This window comes from Streptomyces sp. NPDC046925 (assembly GCF_040644915.1).
Taxonomy (GTDB): domain Bacteria; phylum Actinomycetota; class Actinomycetes; order Streptomycetales; family Streptomycetaceae; genus Streptomyces.
This window is the reverse complement of the sequence record NZ_JBEYWZ010000003.1, coordinates 729,809-747,134: the sequence shown is the minus strand read 5'-3', so window position 1 is coordinate 747,134 and position 17,326 is coordinate 729,809. Positions and strand designations below refer to the sequence as shown.

The 17,326-nt window shown below is 69.1% G+C and carries 15 protein-coding genes; 6 read left to right on the top strand and 9 right to left on the bottom strand.

Features of this window, described 5'->3' with window-relative positions; genetic code table 11:
• Window positions 1-15: 15 nt before the first annotated feature.
• On the bottom strand, window positions 16-504 hold the full coding sequence (locus tag ABZ906_RS16615; RefSeq protein WP_361382590.1) for a GNAT family N-acetyltransferase: 489 nt from the start codon (window positions 502-504) through the stop codon (window positions 16-18).
• A 123-nt stretch (window positions 505-627) separates the two neighbouring features.
• On the opposite strand from ABZ906_RS16615, the gene ABZ906_RS16610 reads away from it, so the two are divergent.
• On the top strand, window positions 628-1,254 hold the full coding sequence (locus ABZ906_RS16610; RefSeq protein WP_361382587.1) for a MerR family transcriptional regulator: 627 nt from the start codon (window positions 628-630) through the stop codon (window positions 1,252-1,254).
• A 200-nt stretch (window positions 1,255-1,454) separates the two neighbouring features.
• Entirely contained in the window at window positions 1,455-2,396 is a 942-nt protein-coding gene (locus ABZ906_RS16605; RefSeq protein WP_361189745.1) for an aldo/keto reductase, read from the top strand.
• A 147-nt stretch (window positions 2,397-2,543) separates the two neighbouring features.
• Here ABZ906_RS16605 and ABZ906_RS16600 read toward each other — a convergent pair whose 3' ends face one another.
• From ABZ906_RS16600 to ABZ906_RS16570, 7 genes are all read right to left on the bottom strand, one after another.
• Window positions 2,544-3,773 carry an acyltransferase gene (locus ABZ906_RS16600; RefSeq protein ID WP_361382584.1) on the bottom strand — a complete coding sequence of 410 codons (1,230 nt, stop codon included), beginning with the start codon at window positions 3,771-3,773 and terminating at the stop codon, window positions 2,544-2,546.
• A complete protein-coding gene (locus tag ABZ906_RS16595; RefSeq protein WP_361382581.1) occupies window positions 3,770-4,993 on the bottom strand; it encodes an alpha/beta hydrolase in 1,224 nt (407 codons plus the stop codon). The genes ABZ906_RS16600 and ABZ906_RS16595 overlap by 4 nt, the downstream gene beginning before the upstream one ends.
• Window positions 4,994-5,142: 149 nt before the next feature.
• The gene (locus ABZ906_RS16590) at window positions 5,143-5,814 is read right to left on the bottom strand and encodes a response regulator transcription factor (RefSeq protein ID WP_361382578.1); all 672 of its coding nucleotides are present in this window, start codon (window positions 5,812-5,814) and stop codon (window positions 5,143-5,145) included.
• A complete protein-coding gene (locus ABZ906_RS16585; protein WP_361382575.1) occupies window positions 5,811-7,175 on the bottom strand; it encodes a sensor histidine kinase in 1,365 nt (454 codons plus the stop codon). Before ABZ906_RS16585 ends, ABZ906_RS16590 begins: the two co-directional genes overlap by 4 nt.
• Before the next feature lie 116 nt (window positions 7,176-7,291).
• Window positions 7,292-8,185, bottom strand: a complete 894-nt coding sequence (locus ABZ906_RS16580) for a DUF4429 domain-containing protein (protein WP_361383242.1) — start codon at window positions 8,183-8,185, stop codon at window positions 7,292-7,294.
• A gap of 66 nt (window positions 8,186-8,251) precedes the next feature.
• Window positions 8,252-9,463: an alpha/beta hydrolase gene (locus ABZ906_RS16575; RefSeq protein WP_361189747.1), complete on the bottom strand. Its 1,212-nt coding sequence runs from the start codon at window positions 9,461-9,463 to the stop codon at window positions 8,252-8,254.
• A gap of 242 nt (window positions 9,464-9,705) precedes the next feature.
• A complete protein-coding gene (locus ABZ906_RS16570) occupies window positions 9,706-10,323 on the bottom strand; it encodes a TetR family transcriptional regulator (protein WP_361189750.1) in 618 nt (205 codons plus the stop codon).
• A gap of 203 nt (window positions 10,324-10,526) precedes the next feature.
• On the opposite strand from ABZ906_RS16570, the gene ABZ906_RS16565 reads away from it, so the two are divergent.
• Both ABZ906_RS16565 and ABZ906_RS16560 read left to right on the top strand, forming a co-directional pair.
• Window positions 10,527-12,137, top strand: coding sequence for an MFS transporter (locus ABZ906_RS16565; protein WP_361189486.1), 1,611 nt, complete (start codon window positions 10,527-10,529; stop codon window positions 12,135-12,137).
• 282 nt (window positions 12,138-12,419) lie between these two features.
• Complete coding sequence (locus ABZ906_RS16560) at window positions 12,420-12,836, top strand: peptidase inhibitor family I36 protein (RefSeq protein WP_361382572.1); 417 nt, start codon at window positions 12,420-12,422, stop codon at window positions 12,834-12,836.
• A 136-nt stretch (window positions 12,837-12,972) separates the two neighbouring features.
• Here the strand turns inward: ABZ906_RS16560 and aceE are convergent, their stop codons facing one another.
• On the bottom strand, window positions 12,973-15,705 hold the full coding sequence (aceE, locus tag ABZ906_RS16555) for a pyruvate dehydrogenase (acetyl-transferring), homodimeric type (protein WP_361382569.1): 2,733 nt from the start codon (window positions 15,703-15,705) through the stop codon (window positions 12,973-12,975).
• 413 nt (window positions 15,706-16,118) lie between these two features.
• Here aceE and ABZ906_RS16550 point away from each other — a divergent pair, with 413 nt between their 5' ends.
• Together ABZ906_RS16550 and ABZ906_RS16545 are read left to right on the top strand one after the other, a co-directional pair.
• Window positions 16,119-16,556 carry a DUF3052 domain-containing protein gene (locus ABZ906_RS16550; RefSeq protein WP_361189495.1) on the top strand — a complete coding sequence of 146 codons (438 nt, stop codon included), beginning with the start codon at window positions 16,119-16,121 and terminating at the stop codon, window positions 16,554-16,556.
• A gap of 188 nt (window positions 16,557-16,744) precedes the next feature.
• Window positions 16,745-17,212 carry a peroxiredoxin gene (locus ABZ906_RS16545; RefSeq protein ID WP_361382566.1) on the top strand — a complete coding sequence of 156 codons (468 nt, stop codon included), beginning with the start codon at window positions 16,745-16,747 and terminating at the stop codon, window positions 17,210-17,212.
• The last annotated feature ends 114 nt before the right edge of the window (window positions 17,213-17,326 follow it).

Here is a 17,326-nt window from a genome sequence, read left to right as displayed (position 1 = left end):
ACGAGACTAAGCGGCCTACAGGCTCAACCGCATCGAGGGGTCGGGCTTGCGCACGAAGCCCAGCGAGGCATACAACGGCTCCGCCTCCGCCGACGCATTGAGATCGACGCTCCCCGCTCCCCGCTCCCTGAACCAGTCGAGCAGCACCTCCATACTGGCCCGCGCATACCCCCGCCGCCGGTGATCCGGATCGGTGGCGACGCTGAACACATGACCGATGAGCCCCCGCGGATTACCGGCCCGCCCGATGCGGTAATCCAGCGTCCCTACCACCAGCGCCGCCAGCTTCCCGGCACGGCCTGGCTGGTCGACGACGAAGGCGGCGAAGTCGCCCTCCGGGTCATCCAGCTTGGCCCGCACCACGGAAAGGGACTCGGCATGCCACCCGGTGTCGGACTCGGCGGCCCCGGCGGGGCGGGTGGCGAAGATCGAGTCGATCATCACCTGCCGCAGCCTCATCAGCTCCTCGGCATCCTCTGGCGTGGCACGACGTGCAGCACTCATGATCGGCACCGTAGCCACCACCCATGGCGGCGTCCCCCGATTTTCCGAGGATTTGTTTCCGTCACATATTTCCTCCCGGTTCTGCTTGCTTAGAGCGCACTCCAAGGTTCTAGCGTGGTGGTCATGACGGTGATGGAGACCGAGACCACCCGCACACAGGGCCCCGCGCGAGGCGTGACCAAGACGCCCCCCGGTTCCGCCGAGACCACGGACGGCGCCACCGGCCCCGGCACTGGCACCGACACCGGCACGGGCGCCGAAGCCGGTACGGGTACAGGTACGGGCACGGGCGCCGACACCACCGGCACCGGCACCGGCACCAAGGCGGACGGCTGCGCCTCGGCACCCTCCCCGCACCCCCGCCCGAACGGGCAGGACCGCTACACGATCAGCGAGGTCGTCGCCTTCATCGGCCTGACCGCACACACCCTGCGCTGGTACGAGCGCATCGGCCTGATGCCGCACATCGACCGCTCCCACACGGGCCAGCGCCGCTACCGCAACCGCGATCTCGACTGGCTCACCTTCGTCGGCAAGCTCCGCCTGACCGGCATGCCGGTGGCGGACATGGTCCGCTACGCCGAGCTGGTGCGCGAGGGTGACGACACCTTCACCGAGCGCCAGGAGCTCCTCGAACAGACCCGCCGCGACGTCCGCACCCGCATCACGGAGCTCCAGGACACGCTCGCCGTCCTCGACTACAAGATCAACTTTTACGCTGACGCCCGCCCGGCGTCGGAGAGGCTCTGAAACTGATGACCGCCAAGACCCCCGACACCCCCGACACCCCCGAGACGGCTGCGACGACCGGCTCGGCCTCCACCACCGGGGCACCCGGCACTACCGGGACCCCCGGCACCACCGGGTCCGCGGGCCAGGCGCCCGGCCCGATCGCGAAGGTGCGGCTCGGGACGGGCGGCCCCGAAGTCGGCGTCCAGGGACTCGGCTGCATGGGCATGAGCTTCGCCTACGGCCCCACCGACGCACAGGAGGCCCGGGCGACCCTGGAGCGCGCCCTCGAACTGGGCGTCACCTTCTATGACACCGCCGACGCCTATGCCGCCGGCGAGAACGAGAAGTTCCTCGCCCCCTTCCTCAAGGCCCACCGCGACGAGGTGGTCATCGCCACCAAGTTCGCCCTGTCGATCGACCCGAACGACTCGACCAAGCGGATCATCAACAACGACCCCTCCTACATCCGCTCCTGCATCGACGCCAGCCTCCAGCGCCTCGGCGTGGACACCATCGACCTCTACTACATGCACCGCCGCAACCCCCAGGTGCCCATCGAGGAAACCGTCGGCGTGATGGCCGAACTGGTCGCCGCGGGCAAGGTCAAGCACCTCGGCCTCAGCGAGGTCACCGGCCCCGAACTCCGCGCCGCCCACGCCGTCCACCCCATCGCCGCCCTCCAGTCGGAGTGGTCGCTCTTCAGCCGTGACATCGAGCGGGGCGTGGTCCCCGTCGCCGCCGATCTCGGCGTCGCCCTCGTCCCCTACTCCCCGCTCGGCCGCGGCTTCCTCACCGGCTCGTTCGTCAGCGCCGACAAGGAACTCGGCCAGGACGACTTCCGCCGCCAGCAGCCCCGCTTCACCGGCGACAACGCCGCCGCCAACGCGGCCCTCCTCGAACCCGTCCGCACCGTCGCCGACGCCCACGGCGCGAGCCTCGGCCAGGTCGCCCTCGCCTGGGTCCAGCAGCAGGCCCGGGCCCACGATCTGGCCGTCGTCCCGATCCCCGGCACCCGCAAGCGCACCCGCGTCGAGGAGAACACCGCGGCCACCCGCCTCGAACTCACCTCCTCCGAACTCGCCCTCCTCGACCCCATCGCCTCCCGGGTCGCGGGCGACCGCTACGCCGACATGACCTTCACCTCGGCCGGTCGCGAGTAGCGGACAGCGGGCCCCTCCGCCGGGTGGGAACCGAGTCGCAACGGTCCCCACCCGGCGAGGCACCGGGACTAGCGGCTGCTCCCGCCAATCTGCCCCCCCCCCGGGCCCGGCCGGTCGCCCCGGCGGAGGCCAGCGCGGTCCCGCCGCTCACGCCAGACCCAGCGCGAAGACCGCGAACCCGGCCGCCAGGAGCCCGGCGAGTGCCCGCCGCGCATGCGTGGCACGCTTCCACGGCGCCTCGAAACCGCGGGCGTACCGGCCTATCAGCAGCAGGAGCGCTCCGAAGACCGGAAGCCACGCCACCCGGGCGGCTATCCAGCCCCAGGTGTCCGGACCCGCCGTCAGTCCCGGCACCGTGCCGCCGAAGAACGAACCGGGCACGGCCGCCGCGAGCATCGCCGTCTGATGCCAGCACAGGATGGTCATCGCCGACAGGTTGATCACGACGACCGGCGCCCACAGAGCCGGCCTGCGCAGCAACGTGCCGATGCGCTCGTGCAACAGGATCGCCGCCCCGCTCTGCGCGGCCGCCAGCGCCAGGACCAGCAGTGACGGCGGGTGCGAATTCGTCCGGGCCTCACCCGGAACGCCGACCATCGACGCCGGATAGTGGAAGACCAGCAGCAGAGCGGCGAAGAGGACCGTCCCTCCGATCAGCAGCAGCCACGCACCGCGCCTGCCCAGCCTCTTCTCGCCCCAGCTGACGCCCAGTTGATAGGCGAAGAGCCAGCCGGGCAGCAGATTCAGCAGGCTCAGCCAGGACGGCATGGCGTCGGAGAACGGGCCGTAGCGCAGGAAGTCGACGACGGCGACCGAGCCGAGCAGGGGCACCGCGGCCCCGGCACCGAGCCGCTTTGCCGCCCTGATGCACCACGGAGTGAGCGCGGTGACGACCGCATAGATCCCGACGAACCACAGTGGCTGGATCACCAGCGTGGACCCCGTGCGCAGCGTCGTGCCCGGCACGCCCGTCGCGTAGAGCACCGGTATCAGCGCCGCCCAGACGGCCGTCACTCCGAGGACCGGGCGGCCGAGACGCGCCACCCGTCCGCGCAGCCAGCGCCCCGTCGACTCACCGCGCACCACCGCCCGGCGGTACGAGAGGGCGGAGGCGTGGCCGCCGACCAGGAAGAAGATGCCGAGCATCTGCAGCACCCAGCTGAGCGGCGCGAAGAATCCGAACGAAGCCAGGGGGCTGGCGTTGTGCAGCGCGCCGCCCGTGTCGAGCGTGAATCCGCCGAGCAGCCAGTGCCCGGTCGGCACGGCGAGCAGGGCGAGCGCACGCAGCCCGTCTATGGCCCGGTCGCGGTGTGCGGGGGTCTTGGCGTCGATCTCCGACGCAGTCCTGCGCAGGGTGGTCAGTGGGGTGAGACTCATGACTGCCGCTCTCCGACCTGCCGGGCCTCGGCGGCAGGTGTGCTGCCGTCGGTGCCGTTGTCCGGTGTTCCGGGGGAAGTGGTGTGGGCCGCGATGGCGGCGAAGGCCCGGAGGGAATCCGTCCCCGGGGCGAAGTAGCCGGTGTGGCCCTCGGCCCGTTCCGCGGGGACGCGGCGCGCGCCGAATCCAGGGTCGGCCGGATCCTCGCCGTGGCCGAGGCCGAACAGCTCGACGTTCGGCACGTCACCGATCCAGTCGCTGTCGTCCCTGGCCGCCCAGACGCGGGCGGAGGTGTGCAGATCGGCCACGCTGTCCGCACGCATGCCGGGGGAGCCGAGCACCACCAGGTCGGAAGCCGTCAGCCGGGGAGCCGCCAGGCCGCACACCACCGAGCCGTAGCTGTGGCAGAACACGGCGGGGCGTGGCGCACCCGATGCCGTCAGGCCCTGCACGAACCGAGCGAGCCGGGGCGCGCCGGCCGCGGCGAGTCGTCCCGTCGCGGCGTCGGGACCGAGGCCGACCGGAGTGGTGTACCCGACCCAGGCGACCACGGCGGTGTCCTTGCCGGCCGCGGCACGCAGGGAGCGGGCCATCCCGGCGGGTGTGCCGTACCTGTCCTTCGAGCGGTCGAAGGTGCTCAGATCGATGTCGGAGCCCGGCACGACCACGGACACGTGTCGAGCGCCCGCCAAGTCCCCGTACACCTCGGCCACTTGACCCCTGCCGCGGGGGTCGAAGGCGAGTATCTGCCGACCGGGCGCCAGAAGCTCTTCATAACGCGCAACGAGAGACCGGGCCCGCTCGTGGTCCTGCGAGGTGAGGTCCGGATCGCTCTCGCGGGCCTGCTCCCGGGCACGCTCGGCTTTGAGGGAGAGGGAGTTCGCCTCATACCGCAGGGCGGTCGGAGCGCCGTCCAGATTGCCGACCACCGAGGGGTGCCGACCGGCCAGCCTCTGCTGCTCGGCCTCGCTCAACGAGTCGAAGAACGCGGCGACTCGGGCGGGGGCCGCAGTGGCCGGGTCCGGCAGCCGCACCCCCCACGTATGATCCGCGCGCCAGGCGTGTGTGCCCGGTGGCGGGCCCGTGAGCGGCTGCTGTTCGTTGCCGACGGCCCATCCGGTCGTACCGGCCGCGATCGTCGTCGTGAGCGCCGCGGCGATCAACGTCCGCTTGCCGCGGTTCTTCCAGCTCTCGCGGGCTTTCCAAGAACGAAGGCGCATGGCCCGTCTCCCTCCCCAACTCGTGGCACGCTCTGGCGTGACGAGGGAAAAGTAGGGAGACGGTGCCTGTCCGCACCTCACACTGGGGTGCCAACTAGCAGGTGATACCTGGGTATGTGGAGGTCATACCGCGGTATGGGAGTGAGGGCCTACTGCTCTCCGGGCGTGATGAGGCCCGACTCATAGGCGAAGATCACGGCCTGCGCGCGGTCCCTCAGGTTCAGCTTGGAGAGGACCTTGCCGATGTGGGTCTTCACCGTCTGCTCGGCGAGCACAAGGCGTTCGGCGATCTCCTGGTTGGACAGGCCGCGCGCGATCAGCCCCAGTACCTCGGTCTCACGCGGTGTCAGGCCGTTCAGTCGCAGTGACTGGTCGGTGCGTGGCCGCCGTTTGATGAATTCCGTGATCAGACGGCGCGTCACCGTCGGAGCGAGGAGCGCCTCGCCCGACGCCACCACGCGTACCGCCGAGATGAGGTCGGCGGGCGGGGCGTCCTTGAGCAGGAAGCCCGAGGCTCCGGTGCGCAGCGCCTCGTACACATAGTCGTCCACGTCGAAGGTGGTGAGCATCAGTACCTTCGGCACGTGCACCACGCCGGGCGGCGGCTCCAACAGGGCGCGGGCCGCGGCGAGTCCGTCCATCTCCGGCATGCGGACGTCCATCAGGACGACATCGGGGTGGGTCTTGCGGCTGACGTCCACACCTTCCTTGCCGTTCGGTGCCTCGCCCACGACGTCGATGTCGCTCTGGGACGCGAGGAGTGCGGCGAAGCCGGCCCGCACCATGTTCTGGTCATCGACGATGATCACGCGGATGGTCATGCGGTGCCGGATTCCTTCTTGAGGAGGGGAAGTTGGGCTGCCACGCGGAAACCGCCGCCGGGCAGCGGCCCGGCGTCGACCGTGCCGCCGACCAAACGTACGCGTTCGCGCATGCCGACGAGGCCGTGACCTGTGCCGCTGTGCTCCAACGAAGCGGGTGTTCCGGTGGGCGGGTCGTTGACCACCAGGATCAGCAGGTGTTCCTCGTCCAGGCTCACGGTGATGGTGGTGCGCGCTCCCGGCGCGTGCCGCATCACGTTCGACAGGGCTTCCTGGACGATGCGGTACGCGGACAGGTCGACGGCCGGTGTGACCTCGGCCAGCTGCGTGAGCACCGTCAACTCGGGGCGTGAGAGATCGATGGGTATACCGGCGCGCACCGTCGCCTCGACCAGATGCGGCAGTCGGCTGAGCCCCGGCTGCGGGGCCCGCTCGCCCGGAGTGTCCTCGCTGCGCAGCACCGCGAGCAGCCGTCGCATCTCGGTGAGGGATTCACGGGCGCTGGTGGCGATGCTCCCGAACTCCTCACGGACCTCGTCCGGAAGGCCGTCGAGGCGGTAGGGAGCGGAATCGGCCTGCACGGTGATCACGGACATGTGATGGGCGACGACGTCGTGCAACTCACGTGCGATGCGGGCTCGTTCTTCGAGGAGAGTGCGCTGGGCGCGCTCGGCCTCGCTGATGGATTCCTGCTCGATGAGTCTGCGCTGCGCGTCGCCACGCTCGCGCAGCAGCGCGCCGAGCAGCAGCGCGACACCGCTCAGCACGATCAGCAGCACGCTGGTGTCCTGGCTGCCGTCGTCCCGGAACGCTCCGAGGAGGAGGCTCACGACCACGGTGACCAGCCAGATGCCCAGAAGGGTGCGGCGGCTTTCGCGCAGGGAGAGCAGCAGGCACACCACTACATAGCCAACGATGATCATGGCGGTCCAGGGGGCCGGCCGGTCGTTGCCCGAGGACAGCGTCACGATCGCCCCGACGACGTCCGCGACGATCACGATGCACCAGGCGGCCAGCGGGCGGCTGACCGCAAGCAGCAGCGGTGCGGCCTGGGCGACGCCGAGGGCGCCCGCCAGGCCGCCGTCCACGCCGTAGTCGTTCGTCAGTACCTGGGTGGTGACCGGGATCAGTGCCGCGACGAACGCCAGCGCGACGGTCAGGGGCAGCATCCGTATCCAGCGCTTGGGCGCCCGGGCAAGGAGCGGCTCGGCTCGTCCCGCGGGCGTCGAGAGGAAGGCCCCCGCCCTGCCGAGCCCGTCGCGGACGCCCGCGGTCACGCGCTGAAGGGCGACCCCGCTCCCGTCCGGCTCGGCGGCCGGTGGGCGGGGGTCCTGGTCCGGTGGTGTCGATGCGCTGCTCATGGCCTGATCAGCGTAGGCAAGAAGCAGGCCGCGCGGCATCGTACTGCGGAGCTGACCTGCACTTCATACCCAGGTATGAACCGGGCTTGCGGTGATACCCCGGTATGAGCCGTGATCTACAGCTCCGCCAGCAGCTCGGCCTTCTTCGTCGTGAATTCCTCGTCCGTGAGCAGACCGGCCTGGTGCAGCTCGCCGAGGTGCCGGATGCGTTCCGCGATGTCCGCAGGGTCACGCCGGGTCACCGCGGGGGCACCCGGGACCGTGCCGGGCGTCATGCCGGGTGTCAGGGCCGGGCCCGATGCCCGCACCGCGGCGAGCACCGACGCCGCAAAGGGCAGCGACTCGTGCACGGGGCCGTACCCCAGACCGAAGACGACGGCCGCGGGGTCCTGGTCCGCCTGCGCGGGCTGGGCGAGCGGAGTCTCACGGCGCAGCAGCCGCAGATGCCCCTCGAAGACCTCCGGAGAGCGCCACTCGACGCCGCTCAGGTCCGTGACCAGGAAACTCTGGTCGCCGGCTTTCCACTTCGCGGAGGAAGCGCCCGTCCAGAACCACCGGAAGGCCACCGACTTGCCGTCGAAGGACGCCTTGCCGTCGTACGCCTTGAACTGCAGCGGCGTCTCCGGAGGCGCCACCAGGTAGCGGTCCGGAGGCCCGCAGTCGTCCCGGGTGATCTGTTCCCGCAGCTCGTCCGCGTAGTACTCGGCGAGCGTCTCCCGCTCGGCGGGCAGCACGAGTCGATACGGGTCGTAGCCGTCCTTGAGCTGGCCCGCGGCCGCCTCCATCAGCGGATCCGCGCCAGGTCTCGGCACAGCGTGCAGGACGACCGTCCCGCGCTTGCCAGGAGTAAGTGTCACCGCCGCGATCGCCTCGTGGGGGATGCGACGTTCACCGAGTGCCTGGAGAAGCTTCGGCGTGCGGATTCCCCGTTCGAAGCGGATGAGCACGGAGTCGGACTCGAACTCCCAGGCGGCGTGAAATCCGGCCAGTACATCACCCATGCGGCTCATCGTAGGCGGCACGCGCGCCTCCGTCCCTCCTGCGGCGTGCCGCTGTTTCGTTGATTTCTACGCGCGTCAGGCCACTGTCGTGCCGGAAAATTCACTCCGGCAGGCATCATTCCCGCTCGCGCAGCGGACCGAACGGTACGAGCCGGTGCCGATGTCGGCGAAGTTCCTGAGGCTCTCCGTGCCCGGCTCGAAGTAGCCGGTGTGGCCGATTGCGCCCCGTGCGGACAGCACGCGCGCGCCGAAGTCCTTCGAGACGGGATCGGCACCGTGGCCGAGCCCGCCGACCTCCATGTTTGGCACATCCTGGATCCAGTCGTCGCCGTCCCTGGTCGCCCAGATACGGGCGCCCGTACCCAGCTGCGCGGCCGTGTCGGCGCGCATGCCGGGACTGCCCGCGACCGCGATGTCGGAAACACGGGAGGGCAGCTGCCGTGCGGCGACGCCACAGACCACCGAGCCGTAGCTGTGGCAGTACAGCGCGACAGATGAGTGCCCCGGCAGCCCGCGCACCAGGGAGTTGAGCCGGATCGCACCTTCGTCCGCGCGCATGGAGGTGGCCGCGTCGACACCGAGGCCGATGGGCGCGGTGTAGTCGGCCCAGGCGATCACGGCGGTACGCGCGCGTGGGCTCGCCGCGCGCTCCGCGCGGTACAGGGACTTGGCCATGCCGACAGGCGCGGAGTACTTGCGGTTCGTCCGCTCGAAGGTCAGCAGGTTCGTGTCCACGCCGGGCACCACGACCGACACCCGGGAGGCCCGGTCGAGATCTCCGAAGACTTCGGCCATACGACCCGACCCCATGGGATCGAACGACAGGACATGCCGCTCAGGGCGCATCATCACGCCGAAGCGCTTCATTCTGCGCTCCGCCTCCTGTTGCCCGATCGGGGAGAGGCGCTTGTCGTGCATGCGCTGTTGCTCGATCTTGCGCGCTTGGTCCAGGGCGATGCGGTTCGCGCGATATCGCAGCTCCACGGGGGCGCCGTTCATGTTGCCGACCGCAAGGGGATAGCGGGCGGCGAGACGAGTGCGCTGATGTGCGTCGAGCGAGGCGAAGAAGTGGGCGAGCCTGCCGGCCGGGGCACTGGCGTCGGGCAGGGCCCGTCCGTTGATGTGCCCGCTCTGCCAGGCGGAGAGCGAGGCAGCGAGCGGCGACGCGTCGTCCTTGTGGTGGCGTACCGCGGTCCAGCCGGTGGTCGCGAGCATGACGAACACGACGGCGAGCGCAAGCAGAGCGCGCCAGGCGCTGAGTTGAGGGGAGGAGTCGAAGGAAGTCACTACGGGACACCCTAGGAGAATCGTGATGCCCGCCGTACATCGGGTGAGGCAGATCACGTTTCCTGTGGGGTAATTGAGGCATAGCGGGCGCACTTCGAGCGCTTTCGTAACACTCCGTAGGTGGCGCATATGCGCAGCGCGCCGGGCGTTGACCCCTACTGACGGTGCATCAATCGGCACTCAGTGTGTTGTTTGTTCGATGCTTCGATCTGCCGGGTGAACCGTGCGGAGTGCACGTGTCGTCACTCTGTGCGCCAGTTCTCCGTCAATGCGGGCCCCAGTTGGTCGAGATAGGTCTCGGTGATCGCGCGGATGGACTCCACGCTGTAGTCCTCGCCCGCGCCCCACAGCCGTCCCGTCACGCGCATCACGCCACTGAAGGCGGCCACCACCACGCGCGGTCGCGGGTCCGTGTCCAGGTCGAGCCCCTCGCGCTCGGCGATCACGCGCGCGATCTCCTCCTCCATCTCGATGGAGCGACGCAGGTGGGCGGCGAGCAGGGAAGGGGTGGACTCGATCATCTGGTAGGTCCGCATGTGGAGTTCGACCGGGACCACCTCCTCGATGGACCTTCCCATCGCGTCCCAGGCGTCCATGACGGCCCTGCGCAGGGCCACGAACGGCGTTTCCGCGTAGGGGCGTTCGCGCAGCACCTCCACGAACCGCTGCTCCACCATCTCCTGTACGGCGAAAGCGGTTTCCTGCTTGTTGGCGAAGTACCGGAAGAACGTGCGCTGGGAGACGTCGACGGCTTCGGCGATCTCGTCGACCGTCGTCTCTTCGTACCCCTTGGTCGTGAAGAGCTCGAGAGCGGCGCGCAGGAGCGCGTCACGGGTGCGCTGCTTCTTCCGCTCGCGCAGTCCGGTCCGGGAGGGCTCGTCGGAGCTGCCTCCGGAGGCCTCGGCCTGCGGTTTCGCGGGGTCCGCCGCGCGCTGCTCGGTCCTCACACCATGGCCCTCTTTCCGCCGATATGACCAGCTCAGCATACCTGTGAGCTACATGACAGCTACCGACTTGTGAAATGATTGGTCAACTGTCAGCGGCTGACACTAGCCTCGAACGTATGACTAGTCAGATCACCGTCGACAAGGCGGACAAGGCGCCGGAGCCATCGTCCGCTCCTGCCCCGGCCAAGGGGCTCCGCGGCCACCCTTGGCTGACGCTCTTCTCCGTCGCGATCGGCGTGATGATGGTCGCCCTGGACGGCACCATCGTGGCGATCGCCAACCCGGCCATCGCCAGTGACCTCGGCACCACGATGGCCGGCGTCCAATGGATCACCAACGGCTACCTCCTCGCGCTCGCCGTCGCCCTGATCACCGCCGGCAAGCTGGGTGACCGGTTCGGTCACCGGCAGACCTTCCTCATAGGCGTGGCGGGCTTCGCCGTGGCCTCCGGCGCGATCGGGTTCTCCAGCAGCGTCGGCCTGGTCGTCGCCTTCCGCGTGCTCCAGGGCCTCTTCGGAGCCCTGCTGATGCCGGCCGCGCTCGGCCTGCTGCGCGCCACCTTCCCCGCCGAGAAGCTGAACATGGCGATCGGCATCTGGGGCATGGTCATCGGCGCCTCGACCGCGGGCGGCCCGATCGTCGGCGGCCTGCTCGTCGAGCACGTCAGCTGGCAGTCGGTGTTCTTCATCAACGTGCCCGTGGGCGTCATCGCGCTCGGCCTGGGCCTGGTGATCCTCAAGGACCACCGCGCGGAGAACGCGCCGAAGTCCTTCGACATCCCCGGCATCGTCCTCCTGTCCGGCGGCATGTTCGCGCTGATCCTCTCCCTCATCAAGGGCTCGGAGTGGGGCTGGGGCGGGACCAAGACGCTGCTCTTCCTCGCGGGCGCGGTGGTTCTCTTCGTGCTCTTCGCCTTCTGGGAGACGAAGGTCAAGGAACCGCTCATCCCGCTGGGCATGTTCAGGTCCGTCCCGCTGTCCGCGGGCGTGGTCCTGATGGTCCTCATGGCCTTCGCCTTCATGGGCGGGCTGTTCTTCGTCACGTTCTACCTGCAGAACGTGCACGGCATGAGCCCCGTCGACAGCGGACTGCATCTCCTGCCGCTGACGGCCATGATGATCGTCTCGTCGCCGATCGCCGGCGCGCTCATCACCAAGTTCGGGCCCCGCGTCCCGCTCGTCGGCGGCATGGTGGCCACGGCCGTCGCGATGTTCGGCATGTCCACGATGACGACGGACACCGCGACGCTGCCGATGTCGCTCTGGCTCGCCATGCTGGGCTTCGGCCTCGCCCCCGTGATGGTGGGAGCCACCGAGGTCATCGTCGGCAACGCCCCGCTGGAGCTGTCCGGCGTCGCGGGCGGTCTGCAGCAGGCCGGCATGCAGGTCGGCGGCGCGCTGGGCACAGCGGTGCTCGGCGCGGTGATGGCATCCCGGGTCGATGAGGAGTTTCCCGCGAACTGGGCGGACGCCAAGCTGCCGCCCCTGACGCCGGAGCAGCTCGGCCAGGCGTCCGGCGCCGTCGAGATGGGCGGGGCCCCGATTCCGCCGAAGACGCCGGAGCCGGTCGCCGAGGCGATCACCAAGGTCGCGCACGACACGTTCGTGTCCGGCATGGGCCTGGCCTTCACCGTCGCCGGTGTCGTCGCGGTCATCGCGGCCCTGGTCGCCACCTTGACCAAGCGAGGCGCCAACGCCGAGGCGGGCGCGGGGGTCGGACACATCTAGCAGCGCGGGCGTCTGGCGCCGACGTCTGGCGCCGACGTCTGGCGCCGACGCCTGGCGCCCGCGTCCGACGCCGGCGGCGTCCGGTCGCTCGCGCACGGGCCACGCATCCGCGTATCAGGGAAAGCCCCTCAGGGTTCAACTGGGGGGCTTTCGCCTATCTGGGTGACGCACATTCGTACCCCTTCCGACGGAGCTAGCGAGTGGGTCACAGTTCTCGCAAGTGATCGACGCGGCACACAAGTGCTCGACACAAAACGGGAGTTGATGAAGATGCGTACGACCATGCCCACGACCTTCGCCGTCGCCGCACTCGCCTCGGTGATCCTGGCCCCCGTACCGGCCGGGGCCACGACACCGCTCGCCAAGGCCGATTCCGCGACACCTGCGAAGTACGCGGGGGCCGCCGCGCCGCCGGGGCTCGGCCGTTGCGGGCCGGGAGAGCTCTGTCTATGGGGGAAGGCGCAGTTCAAGGGCGCCCGACAGACGTATGAGCTGTCCGGGATCGACATCGAGAGCTGTGTAGCGCTGCCGGAGGGGGGCAGCGCTCAAGCTCTCGCCAACCGCACGGGCCGGCCGGTCACCACGTATCAATCCGCGGAGTGCGGGGAGACCGGCGAGTTCGACACCTATCCGGGAGGTGGCACCTGGCTCCCCGAATCGCCCTACCGCGTGAGGGCTTTCAAGGTCTGGGAGAACTGACCGGGTCGCGGGAGACCTGACCTCGCAGGGAACGCCAGCTCGCAGGGAACGCCACTTCGCAGGAAACGCCGGAGGGCGGCGGGAGTCACCGTCCCACCGCCCTCCGGGCGACCTACGTGCTCAGGCGCCGCGCGGCCTAGGCGTCGCCTCCGGCGACGCCCGGGTCGGCCGACGTGACGTCGAGCAGCTGGTAGCGGTCGATGGCCTGCTTCAGCACGGAGCGGTCGAGCTTGCCCTCACGGGCCAGCTCGGTCAGTACGCCGACCACGATCGACTGGGCGTCGATGTGGAAGAAGCGGCGGGCCGCACCGCGGGTGTCCGCGAAGCCGAAGCCGTCGGCGCCCAGGGACTGGTAGGTGCCGGGGACCCAGCGGGAGATCTGGTCGGGGACGCTCCGCATCCAGTCGGAGACGGCCACGAACGGACCCTCAGCGCCGGAAAGCTTCTGCGTCACGTACGGGGTGCGCTGCTCCTCCTCGGGGTGGAGGAGGTTGTGGCGCTCCACGTCGACCGCCTCACGGCGCAGTTCGTTCCAGGAGGTCGCCGACCAGACGTCCGCCTTGACGTTCCACTCCGAAGCGAGGATCTGCTGGGCCTCGACCGCCCACGGGACCGCGACACCGGAGGCGAGGATCTGCGCCGGGATGGCGCCCTGCTCGCCCGTCTTGAACCGGTAGATACCCTTGAGGATGCCGTCGACGTCCACATCGGAGGGCTCGGCCGGGTGCTGGATGGGCTCGTTGTAGACGGTGAGGTAGTAGAAGACGTCCTCGCTGTCGGGGCCGTACATCCGGCGCAGGCCGTCCTTGACGATGTGCGCGATCTCGTAACCGAACGCCGGGTCGTAGGCGACGCAGCCCGGATTGGTCGAGGCGAGCAGCTGCGAGTGGCCGTCCGCGTGCTGGAGGCCCTCGCCGGTCAGGGTCGTCCGGCCGGCGGTGGCGCCGAGCACGAAGCCGCGGGCCAGCTGGTCGGCCATCTGCCAGAACTGGTCGCCGGTGCGCTGGAAACCGAACATCGAGTAGAAGACGTACACGGGGATCAGCGGTTCGCCGTGGGTGGCGTAGGCCGAGCCCGCGGCGATCAGCGAGGCCGTACAACCGGCCTCGGAGATGCCGTCGTGCAGCATCTGGCCGGTCGGGGACTCCTTGTAGGCCAGGAGCAGATCGCGGTCGACGGCTTCGTACTGCTGGCCGAGCGGGTTGTAGATCTTCGCGCTCGGGAAGAAGGCGTCCATGCCGAAGGTGCGGTACTCGTCGGGGGCGATCAGCACGAAACGCTTGCCGATTTCCTTGTCCCGCATGAGGTCCTTCAGGATGCGGACGAACGCCATGGTGGTGGCGATCGACTGCTGGCCCGACCCCTTCTTCGCGGTCGCGTACGCCTTGTCTTCGGGAAGCTGGAGGGGCTTGGAACGGACGACGCGGGTGGGGACGTAGCCGCCGAGGCTCTGGCGGCGGTCGTGCATGTACTGGATCTCTTCGGAGTCGCGGCCCGGGTGGTAGTACGGCGGGGCGCCGTCCTCGAGCTGCTGGTCCGTGATCGGGATGTGCAGGCGGTCGCGGAAGCCCTTGAGGTCGTCGACCGTCAGCTTCTTCATCTGGTGCGTGGCGTTGCGGCCCTCGAAGTTCGGGCCGAGGGTCCAGCCCTTGACCGTCTGGGCGAGGATGACGGTCGGCTGGCCCTTGTGGGCCTTGGCGGCCGCGTACGCCGCGTAGACCTTCTTGTGGTCGTGGCCGCCGCGGCCCAGGTGCAGGATCTGCTCGTCGGTCATGTTCTCGACCATGGCGCGCAGCCGCTGGTCGTCGCCGAAGAAGTGCTCGCGGATGTACGAGCCGGTCTCGGTGGCGTAGGTCTGGAACTGGCCGTCGGGCGTGGTGTTGAGCCGGTTGACCAGGAGGCCGTCGCGGTCCTGGGCGAGCAGCGGGTCCCAGCTGCGGTCCCACACGAGCTTGATGACGTTCCAGCCGGCGCCGCGGAACTGCGACTCGAGCTCCTGGATGATCTTGCCGTTGCCGCGTACCGGGCCGTCGAGGCGCTGGAGGTTGCAGTTGACGACGAAGGTCAGGTTGTCCAGGCCCTCGCGGGCGGCGATGGAGAGCTGGCCGAGCGACTCGGGCTCGTCCATCTCGCCGTCGCCGAGGTAGGCCCAGACGTGGGACTTGGAGGTGTCGGCGATGCCGCGCGCCTCCATGTAGCGGTTCATGCGGGCCTGGAAGATCGCACCGAGGGGGCCGAGGCCCATGGAGACGGTCGGGAACTCCCAGAAGTCCGGCATCAGGCGCGGGTGCGGGTAGGACGAAAGTCCGTTCGGGGCCTTCGACTTCTCCTGGCGGAACGCGTCGAGCTGCTGCTCGGAGAGCCGGTCCAGGAGGAAGGCGCGGGCGTAGATACCGGGGGACGCGTGCCCCTGGAAGAAGATCTGGTCGCCGCCGTCGCCCTCGTCCTTGCCGCGGAAGAAGTGGTTGAAGCCCACGTCGTAGAGCGAGGCGGAGGAGGCGAAGGTGGCGATGTGGCCGCCGACGCCGATGCCGGGGCGCTGGGCGCGCGACACCATCACCGCGGCGTTCCAGCGGGTCGCGTTCAGGACCTTCCGCTCGATCTCCTCGTTGCCGGGGAAGAAAGGCTCGTCCTTGGTGGCGATCGTGTTGATGTAGTCCGTACTGCGCATTTCGGGTACGGCTACGCGCTTTTCGCGCGCACGTTCGATAAGTCGGAGCATCAGGTAGCGGGCCCGCTCGCGGCCGCGTTCGTCCACCGCGGCATCGAGGGAGTCGAGCCACTCCTGGGTCTCTTCGGGATCGAAGTCCGGGACCTGACTCGGCAGGCCGCCAATGATGATCGGGTTGCGATCGGATCCGGAAGCCACGCTGTTCCTTCGCTGTTGGGGCTTTCGCCTGGGTTCTGCCTGGCTGTGAGACGTTCCCCATCGTGTACCGCGTAGGCCTAATCGTCATCTCTACTCAGAGGTAACCGAGGCGCCCGTCCGGCGGCCCTGGGGTAGGCTCGACCAAATCGCAACGATACGCCCATCCTGCCTAGCCGGTTCGTAAGGCCGTTCGGAGCCCAGTTCCGACCGGCGTCGCGCGAGCGAAGTGCGAGCGGAGAAGGTTCTGGCAGATGGGCCTTGAGTTGCGGCGACACGGCCGGGAACGTCACCGTTTCAGCGGTCTTGACGGCCGGGTACTTGCGCGATCCGGTCCGCCCGTGTGGACTACCGCCAATGTCCCGCGCACGCGCGTGGATGAAGGCATTCCCGAAAACATGATCAGGAGGCAAGCCGTGAGCGCGACCGCGGACCACGCGGAGGAGCGGACCAACCCTGCCGCGAGGCTGGGTTTCCAGCCCGAGCAGGTGGTCCAGGAGATCGGCTACGACGACGATGTCGATCAGGAGCTCCGCGAGGCCATTGAAGGGGTGATCGGCAGCGAGCTCGTCGACGAGGACTACGACGACACTGCTGACGCCGTGGTGCTGTGGTTCCGCGAGGACGACGGCGACCTGACGGATGCGCTGGTAGACGCCACCCAGCTGATCGAAGAGGGCGGCGACCTCTGGCTGATGACGCCGAAGACCGGCCGCGACGGTTACGTCGAGCCGAGCGACATCAACGAAGCAGCCCAGACCGCCGGCCTCGCTCAGACCAAGAGCATCAACGCGGGCAAGGACTGGACGGGCAGCCGTCTGGTCACGCCGAAGGCGGCAGCCAAGAAGCGGTGAAGCTGCCGCTCAGGCAGCAGGAAGTCGACTGAGTCAATCGCCGTGAGCCCCCGCCGGTACGTGCCGGTGGGGGCTCATGCGTATGTGCGGGGTCTGCGAGGCGCCCGCCATGGGCAGTGATCGGACGAAACGCCCGTTGCGTAGGGTGGACGTCACCCGAACAGCCTCATCGAAGGGATGCTCAGCTCATGGCGCTCGCTGGAATCGCGACCGACACCAAGGCCCCGGACTTCGAGCTGAAGGACAACCACGGCCGGACCGTGAAGCTGTCGGACTTCCGCGGCGAGAAGAACGTGGTGCTGCTCTTCTACCCGTTCGCGTTCACCGGCGTGTGCACGGGCGAGCTCTGCGCCCTGCGCGACGAACTGCCGAAGTTCGTCAACGACGACACCCAGCTGCTCGCGGTCTCGAACGACTCCATCCACACCCTGCGCGTCTTCGCCGACCAGGAAGGCCTGGAGTACCCGCTGCTCTCCGATTTCTGGCCGCACGGCGAGGCCTCGCGGGCGTACGGCGTCTTCGACGAGGAGAAGGGCTGCGCGGTGCGCGGCACCTTCATCATCGACAAGCAGGGCGTGGTGCGCTGGACCGTCGTCAACGGCCTGCCGGACGCCCGCGACCTCAACGAGTACGTCAAGGCTCTCGACGCCCTGTGACCGACCCTGTGCTTCCTCAGGGGTGACACCCTGTGATTCTTCGGGTGCAGAGCCTGTGTCGGCCGGGAACCGGTCACTAGGATCCATTCGTTGATCCGATGGCAAAGCACGACT